General features: G+C 44.9%; 15 protein-coding genes. 3 read left to right on the top strand and 12 right to left on the bottom strand.

Annotated features, from left to right (window positions below; all coding sequences use genetic code 11):
* Nucleotides 1-1022: 5-dehydro-2-deoxygluconokinase (gene iolC / locus Q0241_RS01195; RefSeq protein ID WP_299371803.1), on the bottom strand; the 1022-nt coding region annotated here is incomplete at its 3' end.
* A 222-nt stretch (nucleotides 1023-1244) separates the two neighbouring features.
* On the opposite strand from iolC, the gene iolG reads away from it, so the two are divergent.
* Nucleotides 1245-2234: an inositol 2-dehydrogenase gene (gene iolG / locus Q0241_RS01200; RefSeq protein ID WP_299371805.1), complete on the top strand. Its 990-nt coding sequence runs from the start codon at nucleotides 1245-1247 to the stop codon at nucleotides 2232-2234.
* A gap of 106 nt (nucleotides 2235-2340) precedes the next feature.
* Here the strand turns inward: iolG and Q0241_RS01205 are convergent, their stop codons facing one another.
* From Q0241_RS01205 to Q0241_RS01220, 4 genes are all read right to left on the bottom strand, one after another.
* Complete coding sequence (locus tag Q0241_RS01205) at nucleotides 2341-3162, bottom strand: inositol monophosphatase (RefSeq protein ID WP_299371807.1); 822 nt, start codon at nucleotides 3160-3162, stop codon at nucleotides 2341-2343.
* A 64-nt stretch (nucleotides 3163-3226) separates the two neighbouring features.
* Nucleotides 3227-4324: an ABC transporter ATP-binding protein gene (locus Q0241_RS01210; RefSeq protein ID WP_299371809.1), complete on the bottom strand. Its 1098-nt coding sequence runs from the start codon at nucleotides 4322-4324 to the stop codon at nucleotides 3227-3229.
* On the bottom strand, nucleotides 4321-6555 hold the full coding sequence (locus Q0241_RS01215; protein WP_299371811.1) for an iron ABC transporter permease: 2235 nt from the start codon (nucleotides 6553-6555) through the stop codon (nucleotides 4321-4323). The genes Q0241_RS01210 and Q0241_RS01215 overlap by 4 nt, the downstream gene beginning before the upstream one ends.
* Before the next feature lie 36 nt (nucleotides 6556-6591).
* Complete coding sequence (locus tag Q0241_RS01220; protein WP_299371813.1) at nucleotides 6592-7623, bottom strand: ABC transporter substrate-binding protein; 1032 nt, start codon at nucleotides 7621-7623, stop codon at nucleotides 6592-6594.
* Between the two features lie 377 nt (nucleotides 7624-8000).
* Between Q0241_RS01220 and Q0241_RS01225 the strand changes: the two genes are divergently transcribed.
* The gene (locus Q0241_RS01225) at nucleotides 8001-8843 is read left to right on the top strand and encodes a MurR/RpiR family transcriptional regulator (protein WP_299371815.1); all 843 of its coding nucleotides are present in this window, start codon (nucleotides 8001-8003) and stop codon (nucleotides 8841-8843) included.
* A 63-nt stretch (nucleotides 8844-8906) separates the two neighbouring features.
* On the opposite strand, the gene Q0241_RS01230 is transcribed toward Q0241_RS01225, so the two are convergent.
* Nucleotides 8907-9617 (bottom strand): aspartate/glutamate racemase family protein, encoded by a 711-nt coding sequence (locus Q0241_RS01230; RefSeq protein WP_299371817.1) that lies wholly within the window; start codon nucleotides 9615-9617, stop codon nucleotides 8907-8909.
* A gap of 46 nt (nucleotides 9618-9663) precedes the next feature.
* Entirely contained in the window at nucleotides 9664-10161 is a 498-nt protein-coding gene (locus Q0241_RS01235; RefSeq protein ID WP_299371818.1) for an Lrp/AsnC family transcriptional regulator, read from the bottom strand.
* 161 nt (nucleotides 10162-10322) lie between these two features.
* Here Q0241_RS01235 and Q0241_RS01240 point away from each other — a divergent pair, with 161 nt between their 5' ends.
* Entirely contained in the window at nucleotides 10323-11372 is a 1050-nt protein-coding gene (locus Q0241_RS01240; protein WP_299371819.1) for a LacI family DNA-binding transcriptional regulator, read from the top strand.
* A gap of 20 nt (nucleotides 11373-11392) precedes the next feature.
* Here the strand turns inward: Q0241_RS01240 and Q0241_RS01245 are convergent, their stop codons facing one another.
* From Q0241_RS01245 to Q0241_RS01265, 5 genes are all read right to left on the bottom strand, one after another.
* Nucleotides 11393-12685: a TRAP transporter large permease subunit gene (locus Q0241_RS01245; protein WP_299371820.1), complete on the bottom strand. Its 1293-nt coding sequence runs from the start codon at nucleotides 12683-12685 to the stop codon at nucleotides 11393-11395.
* Nucleotides 12682-13209, bottom strand: a complete 528-nt coding sequence (locus Q0241_RS01250) for a TRAP transporter small permease subunit (protein ID WP_299371821.1) — start codon at nucleotides 13207-13209, stop codon at nucleotides 12682-12684. Before Q0241_RS01250 ends, Q0241_RS01245 begins: the two co-directional genes overlap by 4 nt.
* Nucleotides 13210-13279: 70 nt before the next feature.
* Nucleotides 13280-14266, bottom strand: coding sequence for a TRAP transporter substrate-binding protein (locus Q0241_RS01255; protein ID WP_299371823.1), 987 nt, complete (start codon nucleotides 14264-14266; stop codon nucleotides 13280-13282).
* Between the two features lie 85 nt (nucleotides 14267-14351).
* Complete coding sequence (locus Q0241_RS01260; protein ID WP_299371826.1) at nucleotides 14352-15596, bottom strand: FAD-binding oxidoreductase; 1245 nt, start codon at nucleotides 15594-15596, stop codon at nucleotides 14352-14354.
* Nucleotides 15597-15710: 114 nt separating this feature from the next.
* A partial coding sequence (locus tag Q0241_RS01265; protein WP_299371829.1) for an AraC family transcriptional regulator occupies nucleotides 15711-16375 on the bottom strand: 665 nt, incomplete at its 5' end.

The raw sequence follows: 16375 nt of genomic DNA on the forward strand, positions 1-16375 counted from the left end.
CGCAATGCGCGATGGTTACTTCCAGCTTTCAGAAAATACTGTAATTCATCCCAAGTTGGGATTTCCGGGGAACAGAGCAGACGAGAAACGGCAAAGGCACCACAAGCGTTGGCCCATTTGGCGCAAGTCTCATAATTTTCGCCGGTAAGCCACCCTCGTAAAAATCCAGACATAAAAGCGTCGCCAGCCCCCAGCACATTGTATACCTCTACGGGGAAGCCGGGACCCGTGATACCTTCTTCCAAATTTGTCGGTATCGCATCAGGGTAAACGATACAACCCATTGGACCACGTTTGAGAACAATAACGGCGGAGGAAAGGGAGCGGATCTTTTTTAAGGCTTCGAGTGTGTTTTCGGTGCCACCAGCAATGTGAACTTCTTCTTCGGTACCAACAATCAGATCACAATCAGCTAAAACAGATTGAAGATGGGTGGTCACGAGATCTGATTTGATAAAACGTTCTTCGCCTGCTTCGTGGCCTGCCAACCCCCAAAGATTGGGGCGGTAATCGATATCGAGAATAACTTTGCGTCCTGCAGATTTTGCGATCGAGACTGCTTTTTTGCTTGCGGCAAGTACATTTGCTTTTGACAAGTGCGTGCCACTAATGAGAACCGATTGAGATTTTTTTATAAAATCGGGATCTATATCTTCTTCACATAAGGCCATATCGGCGCAATTTTCACGGTAGAAAATTAAGGGAAAGGTGTCTTCATCCCTGACGCCCAGCAACACCAATGCCGTCAAGCGTTCTTTGTCTGTGATAATGCCGTCTGTTGCAACGGCTTCGCGTGCCATTTGTTCTCGGATATAACGCCCCATCTGTTCGTCACCGACCCGTGTGATAAAACCGGATTGCAATCCTAATCTTGAGGTGCCAATGGCGATGTTTGCCGGACAGCCGCCGACAGATTTTGCGAAACTCGCCATATCTTCCAAACGTCCACCAATTTGTTGACCGTAGAGATCGACAGAGGCACGGCCAATGGTAATTACGTCGAGATCTTGTTGCTTAGTCATATTTTTTGTCGTTTCTTCTTGCTGGTCTACTTGCGGGCACTTAGACCTATCCGATTATTGTATAATACGCGGACTTTTGATCTTTATTATAGCGTGAAAAAAGCTTCCCTTTTCATATCTAGGATTTGAAAAACGGTTTCTTTCACATCTTCTTCTTGTGACAATGAAACACATATTCTATATTTAAGTCAATTCAGAATATGTATTCCTTTGGAGGCTCTTTTGGTTGGGTTTGGATTAATTGGTGCTGGTCGGATTGGACAGCTTCACGCAGATAATATCGTGGCAAATACACGGGCAAAATTGGTGACGGTTTCAGATGCTTTTGCCGAAGCAGCAGAATCTTTGTCGGCAAAAACGGGTGCCGAAATTTCATCCGTCAAAGATATGCTGGCCCGAGATGATATTCAGGCTGTTTTTGTTGCGTCTTCAACGGATACACATGCTGATTTCATCGAAGCAGGTGCGCGTGCTGGTAAAGCCGTTTTTTGTGAAAAACCTGTAGATATGGATGCGGACAGAATACGGTCTTGTTTAAAGGTTGTTGAAAGCTGTAACCAGTCATTGATGATTGGCTTTAATCGTCGTTTTGACCCGAATTTTGCGTCATTACAGCGTCGGTTATCAGACGGTGAAATCGGTGATGTTGAAATCGTAACCATTCAATCCAGAGATCCTTCTCCGCCGCCAGTTTCTTATATTGAACGATCCGGTGGTTTGTTCCGGGACATGATGATTCATGATCTTGATATGGCGCGGTTCCTGTTGGGGGAAGAACCTGTTTCAATATATGCCACGGGGTCGGCGTTGGTTGATCCGGCTATCGGCGATGCAGGGGATGTGGATACCGCGTTGGCTGTGCTGAAAACTGCAAGTGGTAAGGTTTGTCAGATATCCAATTCACGCCGGGCAACCTATGGGTACGACCAGCGCGTGGAAGTCCATGGATCAAAAGGTATGCTCCGCGCAGGTAATGTTCATGAAACAACTGTAGAAGTCGCAACATCAGCTGGCTTTAAAGCTGATCCTGTTCAGCATTTCTTTTTGGAACGCTATATGGCTGCGTATCGCGATGAACTCAATGCCTTCATCGATGTCGTAGAACAGGGCATACAGCCTTCGCCAAGTGGGTACGATGGCCTCATGGCACAGGCCTTGGCCGATGCGGCAACAGAATCTCTGAAGACTGGCGTGCCCGTTTCACTGGTCTAGTCGGCGACAGAGTTTGATCTAAAAAAGCAGAGGATGCGAAACGCGCCCTCTGCTTTTTTGTGTGAACTCGAAAGAATTTCAGAGATCAATTATGCTCTATGGTTAGTCACGCAAGACCTGTCATTTTTTGCAAGTCTTCGGCAACTCCGCGAGCTGATGAGAGAATGGGATTTCCTTTGTTCAAGCCGTCGTTCTCAAGAAAAGGTGATGACCATCCACCAGCTTCTTCGATAAGAATAATACCCGCCAGACAATCCCATGGGTTAATGTGAGGTTCGTAGTAACCAATCAAACGACCAGATGCGACATATGACATCATCAAAGCACAGGAACCATTGCGGATAAACATGCCGCCTGCTGAAAGCAGGTTGTCGAGAAATGGTAATAGTTGTGACGGTGGGATGCGATGGGATGTTCCCAATCCCATTACCCCTTGGGTAACGGAATTAATATTTTGAGTTTCAATTTTTTGATTATTTAAGTGCGCGCCGTTCCCGGTTAGGGCGGAGAAAAGTTCATCGGTGTTGGGGTCGTACACAAAACCTGCGACGATTTTGTCCCCTTTCATCAGGGCGACGGAAATACACCAAGCATACATTCCTGTCAGGAAGCACGCAGTACCATCGATGGGATCGATCACCCAGAGATAATCGTTACTCCCCTTTTCCTGTCCGTGTTCTTCACCAAGATAGCCGTCATTCGGAAATTTCTTTCGTGTCAGGTCACGGATAATCTTCTCGACATTCTGATCTGCAATGCTGACAACATCCTGTGGATCCGTTTTTGTTTCTATAATTAGTTCATCCCGGCGATTGAAATAATCAAGGGCAATTATGCCTGCTTCTTTGATCATTTCCTTGCCGTGAAGGAACCTTTGATCAATTTCATTCTTATCTTCGTGGGAAAGGTTCTGATAGGTGAGAAACACAATAGAGTCCTTAGAGATTTATGCCTAATACGGCTGTTTGGGAGGGGTGTTTTCTGTGCGATGCTTATGGGGCTATTAGTGCCATGCCTTTGGTTGCAAAGGTTATAGAAATATCGCTTCCAGCCTTGATGGCATTATCAATGCGATAATCAACGACAAACAATTCACCCAAAGAGCTGTCGACGGAATAGTGCATTTGGTTGCCTAAATAGGTGGCATGCGTGACGCTTCCCTTGATACCAACCTGATTAGCCCCCTCAGAAGATTGCCCGGAAGATTGTGGGGCAGGTTCCAGTAATATTGAATCGGGGCGTATCGCAATTTGCGCCGACCCACGCCCTAAGCCACGGCTTGGGAGGTCGTATTCGACACTATCTATGCGAACCTTGGCTTTTTCGTGGTCTGCATTGATTACTTCACCCGCGATTAGATTTGCATCGCCAATAAAGTCAGCGATAAAAGCTGATGAAGGGGCTTCATACAGTTCTCTCGGTGTGCCTTCTTGGGCAATAACAGATCTATTCATGACAATAATACGATCAGAAACGGCGAGGGCTTCTTCTTGATCATGTGTGACGTACACGGCGGTTAAGCCAAGGTTCTGTTGTAGATCCCTTATTTCTTCGCGTACTTTACGGCGAAGTTTAGCATCCAGATTTGATAGAGGTTCATCAAGGAGCAATACTTCAGGTTCTAGAACAAGAGCGCGTGCAACGGCGACCCTTTGTTGCTGTCCACCGGAAAGCTCACTTGGTAGGCGTGATGCATAGCCCGCAAGACCAACTAGCGCCAAGCCTTCTTCTGCACGTTCTGTTGCTTCGGCTTTTTTAAATCCACTAACAGTCAATCCATAAGCCACGTTTTCGCCCACTGTCATATGGGGGAAGAGGGCATAAGATTGAAAAACCATACTGACATCACGATCTGTGGCAGGAAGGCTTGTCACATCTTTTCCGCCGATTAAAATCCGCCCGGAAGAGGCATGTTCCAGCCCGGCAATCATGCGCAAGGTGGTGGTTTTTCCGCAACCACTCGGCCCTAAAAGGGTAACGAGGTGACCGGGTTCAATCGAAAAGGACACATTATCAATTGCTGTAACGGCACCGTATTTTTTCGTGACATTTTCGAAGGTAACGGATCCTGCTTTTAGGTGCAGACTCATGCTTGTTTCTCCATCGCGGCAGAATTAGTTGATGGTTTTGAATTTTTAGATTGTGGTGCCAGCCTGTCGGCTCTGCGAAGTTTACGTTCGCCAATGACTTTTTGAACGAGCAGGATTGCCGTTAACATCACAAAAATCAGAACAGAAGAATAGGCAATGGCGATACCATATTCGCCATTTTCCACGAGGCCGATGATATAGGACGTTGCCATGTTATGATCTGCGCTGACGAGGAAAATAACAGCACTGACCGAGGTGATCGCCCTAACAAAGCTGTATACCAAGGCGGCAACAATCGCTGGACGTAATAGCGGGAGTATAACTTTCCGCAATGTTGTAAAACTGTTTGCCCCAAGTGTGAGAGAAGCTTCGTCCAGACTTTTATCGAGTTGGCTCATGGCTGCAATTCCGCCACGAACACCGACAGGCATATTTCTGAACATAAAACAAAGAACAAGAATTGCGGCCGTTCCGGTCAATTCAAAGGGGGGGACGTTGAAAGCGAGAATATAGCTGACACCGATAACCGTTCCGGGGATCGCAAAGCTTAACATCGTACCGAATTCAAAGATGTTTTTCCCACTGAATTTCTGGCGGACCAAAAGGTAGGCGGTCAGAAGACCCAGCGCGGCGGTAAGGGGTGCCGCGATTGCTGAAATCGTAATTGTCGTCCAAAAAGAATCCCAAGCGGCACCTTCCCATACCAAGCTGCCGTCGTTCCAGCCAACGCCAAAACCATCTGCGTAATGTCGCAAAGTGAAACTGTTATCGCGTCCCCAGTTCACAACAAAACCACCAAAGAGAACTGTGCCGTAAATGACGATTGTAAAGAGTGCCCAAGGAATAGTGACGCACAGGCATACCCGGCGTAACAGCGGGTTCATTCCTGCATGAATGCCTGAATCAGCTTTACCCGCGACTGTGGTGTAAGATTTGTTCCCAAGCCATACGCGCTGTGTAAAGAAAGCGCTGAGTGTGAACATCAGAAGTATTATGGCAAGAGCGGCGGCCATGCTTTGGTCATTTTGGGCGCCGACAATCGCAAAGAAGATCTCTGTGGATAGAACATCGTAGTTACCGCCAAGCACCATGGGGTTACCAAAATCAGCCATACTTTCGATAAAGCCGATCAAAAAGGCATTGGCAATACCCGGACGCATTAGGGGAAGAGAGACCTGTTTGAAGGTATGCCATCGACTGGCGCCAAGTGTTTGGGATGCTTCTTCCATTGAAGGGCTGACACCTTCTACCACACCGATCAGGACAAGAAAGGCGATAGGCGTGAAGGAAAGCGTTTGCGCCAGCCAGATGCCGGGCAAACCGTAAAGCCAACGCCCAGCTTCGATATTTAGAAGGTCCGCAACAAATTGTGTGATCGTCCCAGAGCGCCCCAAAAGCAGGATGAGCGCAAGGCCAATGACGAAAGGCGGCGTAATGATCGGTAGGATAGTGAGAACCCTAAGAGATTTTTTCCAGCGGAAATCGGTTCTGGTTGCGACCAATGCAAAGCCAAGTCCCAGTAGGGTCGTTGATGTCGCTGTTAAAATAGCAAGAAAGAACGAGTTTAACCCAACACCGCAAGAGACGCTGGAGCTCAGGCATTCAAGGCCCCATATTTTCTTGGTAAAAAAGTTGTTTGTAAAGGTACTGAGAGCGTAGAAGCCTTCTTCATTTACAAAGGCCGAAACCAGAATTTTCCCGACGGGTAAAAAAACAAATGTAGCGACAAGGGCGACAACGATTCCAATCGCTGATGTGACAAATACATCGCCCCGCAGGTTTCCGGCTGCGGCCAGCCCTGTGGTTAAAAGTATGAGAAAAGACCCCGCGGCGAGGAGAGCTCCGTACCCCATCCCAAATTGGCGCGTTTCCAGTATGCCAAACATACTTTCTAACGTACTGAATTCCCAGCCACCTATGCCGATGCTAAAGCCTTGTCCAAGCAGATAGGCGAGGCCAAATCCGCCGGATATAATCAGGGTTGAAGCATATTTGGGATCGCTTTTGATTTTGCGAATAATCCATAGGGGGAAGAGAAGAGGAAAGATAAGTGGTAGTAACCATTCCTTACCCTGAAAGATCTGAAGCAGCGCCGGGGCATAATCACTATCAAAGGGATAGCCATCGATAAGCCATTCAAATGCCCAAAAGCCATCTTCAAGGGCATACCAAGGGAGTATGGCAAAGCCAATCCAGCCCAAAACAAGCCACGGAAAAAATGATGTACGCACGAATCTTTCCTCTTTATCTCAAATGACGCTTATGGATTAGCGTGGCAGAGATTTAATTTCGTCATCCCAACGCTTTAGGAGACGTTTTCGTGTCTCGCTTGAACCGTATGTAGCAAAGTCATAGTTGATCAATTTGATCTCTGTGAGCTTTGGTGCGCCTTCGGGAACGGAAGATCCTGAGTTTGACGGAACTTGATAGGCTTTTGCTTGCTCAGCCAAAGACTGTACGTCTGGACGAAGCGCAAATTCTGCGAATTTTTTCGCATTGTCCAGATTACGGGCACCTTTGATGATGCTCATGGACCCGACTTCGTAACCAGTACCTTCACATGGGGCGACAACCTTGATTGGGAAGCCTTTTTTGACCTGCTTGACCATGTCATGCATGAAGGTAATCGCGAGTGTGGTTTCCCCTCGCGCCGAGGCTTTAATAGGGGCCGACCCTGATTTTGTGTATTGGTTTATGTTTGCGTGAAGTCCTGCCAGAAATTCAAAGCCTTTTTCTTCGCCAAAAAGCTGCACAACGGTTGCAAGTGTTGTGTAAGCTGTCCCCGATGAGTTTGGATTTGCCATCTGTATCTCACCTTTGTAGGCGGGGTTTGTTAGATCAGCCCAACATTTTGGTGCCGGAAGCCCTTTTTCTTTTAAGAGTTCTTCGTTGTAACCAATGCCAAGGGCCCCAGCATAAATTCCAACTGTTTTGTAATCTCCTTGTTTAGCTTGGTTTTGCGCCCACTCAAGAAGGTTATCAATTTGTTCTGATTTATAGGGTGTGGTTAGGTCTTCTGCAGCTGCTTGTAGATGTGGGTCGCCTGTACCGCCCCACCATACGTCAACCTTGGGGTTTCGTGCTTCGGCTTTAATGTGCGCGAAGATCTCGCCCGAGCTTTTGCGTACCATAGATACATCAACGCCAGACTCTTTTTCGAACGTTGATTTCATAAGGTTACACCATTCTTCATCCGCCGCGCAGAGAACATTCAATTTCTCTTTTGCTTGCGCTGAAACAGCAGATACTGCGCACAGTGCTGCAACGGCGAACCCAAATGCTATATTCTTTTTAGTCATCCCGTGACCTCCCTTTTTGGTCTTTTTTTGAGGTTATTCCTCTTGCTTTGTCTTGTGCAAGTTAACGCACAATTTGGTTCAAAGACCCGATTAAGAATCTTTGTCCTTGCTGTGATGATAGGTGGGGATAAAAAGAAATGAAAGAAAAATTTCAATAAAATTATTATTGGAATATATTTTCTAAATTAAGCAATTGTCAGAGACGAGGATCGTTCTTTGATCGGTTGTGACTATGTGATGATTAAGTCCTTTGTTTAAAAGCTCCTTCGCGTAATGCGTGTTGTTTCGAAGCGTGGATGTTGCGAGAAAGAGTATCATTTATTCCTTATGTAGAATTTATATTCCATTTTTGTGTGGGTCTGTTATGAAGAATAAAAATGAAAGGTTCTTTGATGACTGCGCCCCGCACCTATGAAGCTTTGAGAGATGAGTTGGCTTCTCGCCATGATGAGCTGAGTAAGCGGCTAAAACAGATCGCGGAGTATGCATTGGATAATCCCAATGATATGGCGCTGGAAACGGTTTCAGCTATTGCTGAGCGTGCTGCTGTCCAGCCTTCTAGCCTTATCCGGTTTGCTAAAGCTTTCGGGTACACTGGCTTTAGTGAAATGCAAAAGGTTTTTCGATCTCACTTGGTCGAGAATGGCTCAAACTATAAAGAGCGTATTCGTTCTTTGGGTAGGGATAGTGTTCATCAATCCAATGCTTCCAGCATCGTATTGGATGATTTTATTGATGGCGGTATTGCTGCATTAAGTAACCTTCGTGATGTGATTAGCCCTGAAAGGCTGGAGCAGACGGTTGATATTTTAGCAAAGGCTGATGTCGTATATTTATCAGCGCAGCGCAGATCTTTTCCAATAGCGAGTTATTTGGCCTACGCTTTAGCACATTTAGATAAACGCTGTGTTCTGATCGATGGAAATGGTGGGATGTTTTTGGAACAGGCACGTTCTATGCGCAAAGGAGATGCCTTGCTGGCGATTAGTTTTAAAAGCTATGCATCTGATGTTGTCCAGCTTGTGAAAGAGACAAGGGGAAAAGGTATTCCTGTTGTTTCAATAAGTGACGGTGTTCTTAGTCCTTTGGCGCAACATTCCGACGTCTGTCTAGAGGTCGAAGAAGTTGAGGTGCATGCTTTCAGATCTCTCTCTGCGACCATGACATTGGCTTTAACCTTAGTGGTCGCGCTGGGCCATGCCTTGGATCAAAGCTCTTAAAAAAGAAGTGCCATAGATCAGTTATGTATTAAAAGGCATCGCCTATTGTATGCTGTGCCTTTATTATGGGAGGCCTTTGTTGATGAAGTTAATAAGGTCAACAATACCATAAACGGGCCTGTTTATTTTACGTCTTAAATTGTGGGCATAGGGCTGTAAATTTGTACATTCAAGAATGATTACTCCAATTGCGGGGTGGTTTTGACAAAAGCTTTCAGCGAGATCTAACAGGTCCTGCTCTATTTTCTGTGGGTCAAGTCGACAGTTCGCATTCGGAGATAAAATTGAATCAACAAAAACTCTGGAGTTTTCTAGTCCTTTGATATGGACAGGAAATCGATCATCAATACCTATTGCAAGAAGATGCTGCGCTGAAAGAGAGTTGCTGTCGGCGGTAATTATTCCAATCTTTCTTTTAGAACCCAAAACGGTTGAGATTAAAGGAATGAGAAGTAAGCTGGATGTAACGACTGGAACGGATACGGCTTCTGTTAGTTCTGATTGAACGATTGTAAGAAAACCGCAGCTGGTCGCGATTGCTTTCACCCCTTGTTTTTCAAGCTCCTGGGCTCCTTGTATGAAAAGAGGGAGTAAGTCTCGTGCCTTATTGGCATTGGTTACGACTTTGTCTGCTGTTGCAGACTTAATAGTTTTAAAAATTACTGGAAAGTCAAAGGTATTGGGATTACCGATATCGCCTTTGATACGTTCAAATTCGGTATCCAGCATCAGGACGCCGATTGCGAGAGGAGAGGGTTTTTGGCAATGAGGCATGGACAGTGAGATGCTCTTAAATTATGGAAATCGGGTCCATATGTAATTAGGTCCCGACAGCCCGTAAGTATGGTTGTTTGGTATTATTAGGAGTTGTGCCGGTACGGTCAAATTTATTGGCTAGAATTACGTTCGAACTTATTCTGGTGATATATGGTAAGTCTGATATTTCTTCGAGCAAAGCATCTATATCTTCAAGAAGAGGCGCTTCGACTGTGCAAAAAAGATCAAAATTACCGGTTATTGCACTACAGCTTTTTACTTCTGGGTATCTCTGTAAATCAGTAATGATTTGTGAAAGATAATTACGTTTTAACTCTAGCGAAACGAGTGCACTGATCGGTCGAGTTCTTGGGTCTTGTTTTATAATGGCAGTGTAGCCTTCGATAACTCCTTCACGTTCAAGCCTTGTGATCCTCTCATATACAGTTGAACGGGCAACGTTAAGTTTCTTTGCAATATAACTTGTTGATAATCGAGCATTTTCTTGAAGGTGAAAAATAATCTCACGATCAAGATCGTCTCTCAAATGGCTGGTGTGCATATGTTAACTCCCTGGGTGAGCTTCCTTGGTGGGCTCAATTTTGTGAAATGAAAATGGCATGGAGTATACTGAACAGCTATTGAAATATTGATTGAAAACCATCAGAATAAAGATTGAATTAAATCAATTTTGAATGGCCTTAGACAAAAATTGGAATGTATATGATAAAGAGATCTTCTCAAAAACGATCTTCTTTAACTGAGGTCGCGGCTTTAGCTGGGGTTTCTTCGGCAACTGTGGATCGCGTTTTGAATGGACGAGGTGGTGTTCGTGAGGAGCTTGAAACAAAGGTTCTGAATGCAGCACGTAAGTTACGTATTAATCGTAATCTTGACCAGCTACCACGACAAACACTTCGCTTTTCTGTGCTGATGAATAGACCGGATAGAGATATATATGCACGAATACAGCGAGCTATTTTAGATCACCAGTCTTTACATGATAACAAAGGATTTACCTGTAGTTTCCACTATTTTTCATCTCAGGAGCCAAAAGATATAGCTTCTAGGATTGAATCCATCCAACGGGGTTTCGATGGGGTTATTCTGTTGGCCTATGACCATCCAATTATTAGTGATGCACTTAACCCTATCTGTCGTGAAGTCCCTGTCGTTACGTTGATCTCTGACTTACCAAATTCAGGCCGGACCTACTATGCCGGAAGCGGAAATAAGCAGGCCGGAAAGCTTGCTGGTGATTTGATTGGTCGTTTCATTCCAGAATCTATCGGCAGAGTTCTTATTCTTACGAGGTTACAAAGATACACGGCACATCTAGATCGTGAGGTTGGTTTGCGGCAGGTTGTTGCGGAACGGTATCCGCGCCTATCTGCCAGTGATGTTTTGGAATGTAATCATGGTGATGCCAAAGATTTTAAAAAAGCGTCTGATTATATTGCAGAAAATGGACCCTTTTCAGGGGTTTATAACATTTCATCTTGGAATATTCCTATGATCCAGAAGCTGAAAGACGAAAAGGTTCTGCAAGATACGGTTATTGTTGCTCATGGAGTAAATAGAAGAACGCGACCTTTATTGCGTGATGGTGTTCTCGACGCCGTAATTGAATATAGCCCGGAAGACTACGCAAAGCGGGCGGTCGATACTCTTTTGAACCATTTTGGCAGATGTGATGATTTTGACCAAAATTATCGTCATCGTCTTGAAGTCTTCACGAGAGAGTATTTGCCTCCAGTTCTTGAGGTGGATTGATTTATGGTTTGGTTGGCTTGTTATAATACGCTGGGCAGCCAAGTCGCGAGTTCAGGTATCAAGACCAAAATGCCAATAAAAGCACACATGACAAAAAACATTGGCATAGAGGCTTTTGCTATATATCCAATATCGCGCCCGGTCATTCCCTGTAGAACAAATAGATTAAAGCCGACCGGCGGTGTGATTTGCGCCATCTCAACTACAATCATTAGGTAAACGCCAAACCATAGCATATCAAACCCTGCTGCTCGAACCATAGGTTCAATAACGGCCATGGTTAGAACAATAGAGGAGATACCATCCAAAAACATGCCAAGAAGAATGTAAAAAATGGTGAGGATGGCAATAAGTGAGAAAGGAGATAATTCCCAATTTACGATCGTAACCGCTAGTGCTTTGGGAATTCCGGTAAAGCCCATTGTTAGGGCAAGAAAACTCGATCCCATGAGGATAAACATAATCATGGAGGATGTTTTAACAGCCCCCAGAATTGATTCTATAAAACTGTTTTTACTAAGTGTACCCTGAGCAATTGAAAGAATGATTGATCCTAAGACACCAAGTGCTGCAGCTTCAGTTGCCGTCGCTATACCTGAGTAAATAGAACCAATGACACCCGAAATCAGCATAAGTACTGGCAATAGGTCAAAGAGTGCCTTTATTTTTTCGGATAGTATTAAACTGGGTGTTTTGGTTACGGCATCTTTATTCATCAAACCCCATATTGCGATATAGGTCATAAAGCACACGGCAAGTGCCAAGCCGGGGATCATGCTCGCCATAAACAATTTGGCGATAGATTCATTAACGGTCACACCATAGATGATCATAGATATTGATGGTGGTATTAATAACCCTAAGGTGCCAGCGCCAGAAAGAGTGCCAATGATTAATTTTTCGGGATATTTTCTTTTGCTGAGTTCGGGGATAGACATTTTCCCAACGGTAGCAACGGTTGCTGCGGACGAACCTGAAATCGCGGCAAAAATGGCCGATGCGCCAACGTTTACATGTAATAGACCGCCGGGTAGTTTTCCCATTAATGGGGCCAATCCCCGAAATAGGGTTTCAGAGAGTTTTGTTCTGAAAAGGATCTCGCCCATCCAGATGAACAGAGGAAGAGCGGTTAATGTCCAAGATGATTGGTCTCCCCAAATGGTAAGGGCCATAGCATCACCAACTGGGGTAGAGGTGAAGAGGAACATGCCGATGACTGCTGTTGCCAATAATGAGGCGCCAATCCATATGCCAGAGCCGAGTAGGAAAAAGAGAACGCTTAGAAATACGATGATGGAAATTGCTTCACTCATACCTCGTTTTGCACCTCTTGATCTAATTCTTTGATATGTTCTATTTCTGGGCAAGCAATTGATTCAACAAAGGTATGTATCACGGAGAGTGTGAAAATTGCTGCGCCAATAGCCATAGGGATTTGTGGTATCCATAATAGTATTGCGTCTGCACCTTCACTTCTTTCTTCATATTCTAAGGAATCAAGCACTAAGCAAACTGTATAAAAAGTCAGGTAACTGGTAACGATTGTCATGAAGCCAAGGGCGAGGCGTTCGATTAACAGGCGTGTGGCTCCTTTTGCCTGTTGGATAACCAGCAGAATGCGTATGTGTCCATTGTTTCTAAATGTGTAGGCGAGTGCGAGGAAGGTACTGCCAGCCATTACATAGCCCGCGACATCAGTTGCGCCGCCGGCAAATAGCCCTAATATACGGGCCAGAATGCTGTAAAGTATAAGAATACAAAGAATAAGGAGTAATGCACCTGATACCCAGGCACCTGCCAAGTAGAACTTGTCGAGTGACTTAGATAGATTTTTCAAGAGAAGCTCCTTGTTGATTCCGGACAGACGAAGAGCCGACAAAGCATAAAGAGCTTTGCCGGCCTGTATTTTATTCGCCTTTATAAGTGGCGAGGATTTTTTTACCACTATCCCCGGCTTTTTCCAGCCATTCATCTTTAAGTGAAGCGCCAACTTTTTCAAAAGCAGCACGCATTTCTGGCGTCATAGGTTCAACAGACATACCGTTTTTCTTGAATTGTTCAAGATACCAGTCGGCAAGTTCTTCTGCTTTTGCCCAACCTTTATCTTCTGCTTTTGCTGCTGCTGCAACAATGACATCCTGAGTTTTTTTATCCAAGCGGTTCCAAGCTTTTTTATTCACGATAACCATGTTTCTGGGTAACCATGCACGCACGTCATAAAAGAAACTTACATGTTCCCAAAGTTTACGATCATAACCTGTAGAACCTGATGAAATCATCGATTGGGCAACACCCGTTGCAAACGCCTGTGAGAGTTCGGCGGCTTCAATTTTGGTTGGTACCATGCCGAGCATGTCAGCAACTTTTGATGTTGTGGCGTTATAAGCTCTGAACTTCAGACCCTTGACGTCTTCGGGAGAATTGGCCGCTTTTATCGAATAAAATCCCTGAGGAGGCCAAGGTGCTGAATATAAGAATACTAAGCCTGCTTCGTCCAGTTTCTTTATCAATTCAGGCTTAGAGGCTTCATAAAGCTTGCGCGCATCTGCGAAGGATGTAGCAAGGAAGGGTACTGAATCTATTTCGTATAGTGGGTCATCATTGCTGAGTGCGGAAATGAGGCGTTCGCCAATAGGGGCCAGACCGCGACGAACAGCACCGAAAATTTCTGATCCTCCAAACAGTGAACCGCCGGGGTGGGTAACAATTTCTAGATCCCCAGATGTCTTGGCTGTTACTTCAGCTGCAAATTCAGCCGCAATTTCGGAATGGTAGTTGGTTGCTGAATAGGCAAGAGCCATGTCCCATTTATCAGCAGCATAGGATGCTGGTGTGGATAAAAGCATGGTTGCTGATATCGTGGCTATTGTGAGTGTCTTATGAAAATAGTTCATGTGATTACTCCCTGTTTAATTGCTGTTTTTTATAAACCAGTGTTTCACAAAGGTGAGGTGCCTATGTGTATTTCATTATGAGCGGTCATGATATAAATCGTTCTGCCCGGAAAGGTTTTGCATCTATAGGAGGGTTTTCTCCGGATATAAGTGCCCCCAGAATAGATGCGGTTCCGGGGCCTGTGCTAAAACCAATATGTTGATGCCCAATTGCAAGCCAGAGATCATTGTGTCGTGGTGCCGAACCGATTATTGGTCTGCAGTCGGGCAAGGTTGGGCGACTGCCAAGCCATGGTTTTTCTTCGAGTGGTTTCTTTAAGGGAAAGGCTTCTCTGGCGGATATTTCTGCGGCTTTAATCTGCTTATAGTTAGGTGGGGCATCGTGACTGGTTAATTCTACGCCAGTGGTTAAGCGAACGCCCCCTTTCATCGGAGCTAACACATACCCGCCCTCTACATCATACACAGGCCGAGTTAGTTGATGGTTGGATGAGGTCGTGTAGTTCAGGTGATATCCCCGTTCAAAGGCGAGGGGAACTTGGTAGCCGAAATTTCGAAGAAAATCTTTTGCCCAAGGGCCAAGGGCAACGACAACTTGGTCCACTTTTAAACGTTGTTGATTGAGTATTAAATGATAACCCTGATCTACTTTTTCCAGGCCCTGAGCAAATGATTTTATTATTGTTCCGCCCAAGGATTTAAAATAATCGGCATAGGCAGAGACAAGCGCGCCCGGATCTGAATAGCTATATGTATCCTGTATCCATAGGCCTTTGTTGAAAATGGTAGTTAAGCTTGGTTCCAATTCAAAAATTCTGTCCTGATCCATGATTTCAGTTTTAATATTATACTGCTGATATGAATTGTGGAGATTTTTGGCTCGTCGAAATGCATCGTCGGTTCGATAAAGATAGAACCACCCTTTTTTATTAAATTTCTCTGCAAGGTCCAATTTTGAAGCGCTTTGTTCGTGTTTGTCTGTTGAGAGCTTTATTAGGTTGTCGAGTGCCGTTGCCGTATACAAAAAATCTTTATCATTTGCGTGTTTGAGAAATTTTGCTGTCCAGTTTGTATTGGCAGCTAAAAAGTACGGGTTGTATCTAAAGGATGTCGCCTTGTTTCTGAGAAGCTTGGGCAGAGATTTCCATATGCCGGGGTGATTAAGGGGAACGAGTGAGCTTCGGGCAATAACACCGGCATTGCCGTATGACGTTTCTTTGCCTGGATCGTTTTTATCGATAAGGGTTACATCAAACCCGCGTTCAATAAGTTCGACTGCGCAGCAAACACCAACAATACCAGCACCAAGAATGGCTATTTTACCCGACATTAATTCTATACTCCCTGTTCGTTATTGTAAGGGAGGACTAAACTGAAATATACAGCCAGAATGCCGGATGTTCAGACGAATTCCGGCAAAATATCGGGCGTGGTGTAACTCTGCTTATTCGCTTGTTAGGTCGGATGGGGAAAAACCAAATACTCTTTTAAAGGCGGTCGAAAAATTTGCAGCACTGTTGTACCCGGCCAAAAAGGCTGCTTGTGAAATAGTTAGGTTATCTTGTTCAATCGCATCCCGGGCGGTGACGAGACGACGTTCTCTGACGTAGTCCATGATCGTCATGTCATACGCGATTTTGAAAGAATTTTGCAGTGCGCTTTTGCTCATTGCGAGAGCGGTCGAGATTGCGGCGAGGGTGAGGCCTTTATGGACATTGTCTTCTATATATTCTCTGACCATCCTTGCTTTGTGTTCTTGTGAAGCATCCTTATGAACGTTTGATGAGGACGATTTTGTGGTGAGGATACTTTTTAAAGCTTCGGCTAAAATTTCGAGGGCATGGCTTTCCGCCTGTAATTTTTTGATGGTTGGCGATGATGCCTGAGGGGTAATTAATTTACCGGCAAGGGAAATGGCGCGCTTCGAAGGTTTCCAATCTCTGATATCGAGCTTTCCATGAAGAAAGTCATTGATGTGATATGAATTTTCTATGTCTTGGTTGATGTAGGTTTTTATCCAGTCAAAATCTGCGGAAATGATAACTTTGCTAACTTTTGTTCCTTTGCGCATTTGTCGGGTCCAGAGGATAGGTCGTGGTAATGCCCAGA

Origin of the sequence: uncultured Kiloniella sp. (genome assembly GCF_937128705.1) — a bacterium.
Taxonomy (GTDB): domain Bacteria; phylum Pseudomonadota; class Alphaproteobacteria; order Kiloniellales; family Kiloniellaceae; genus Kiloniella.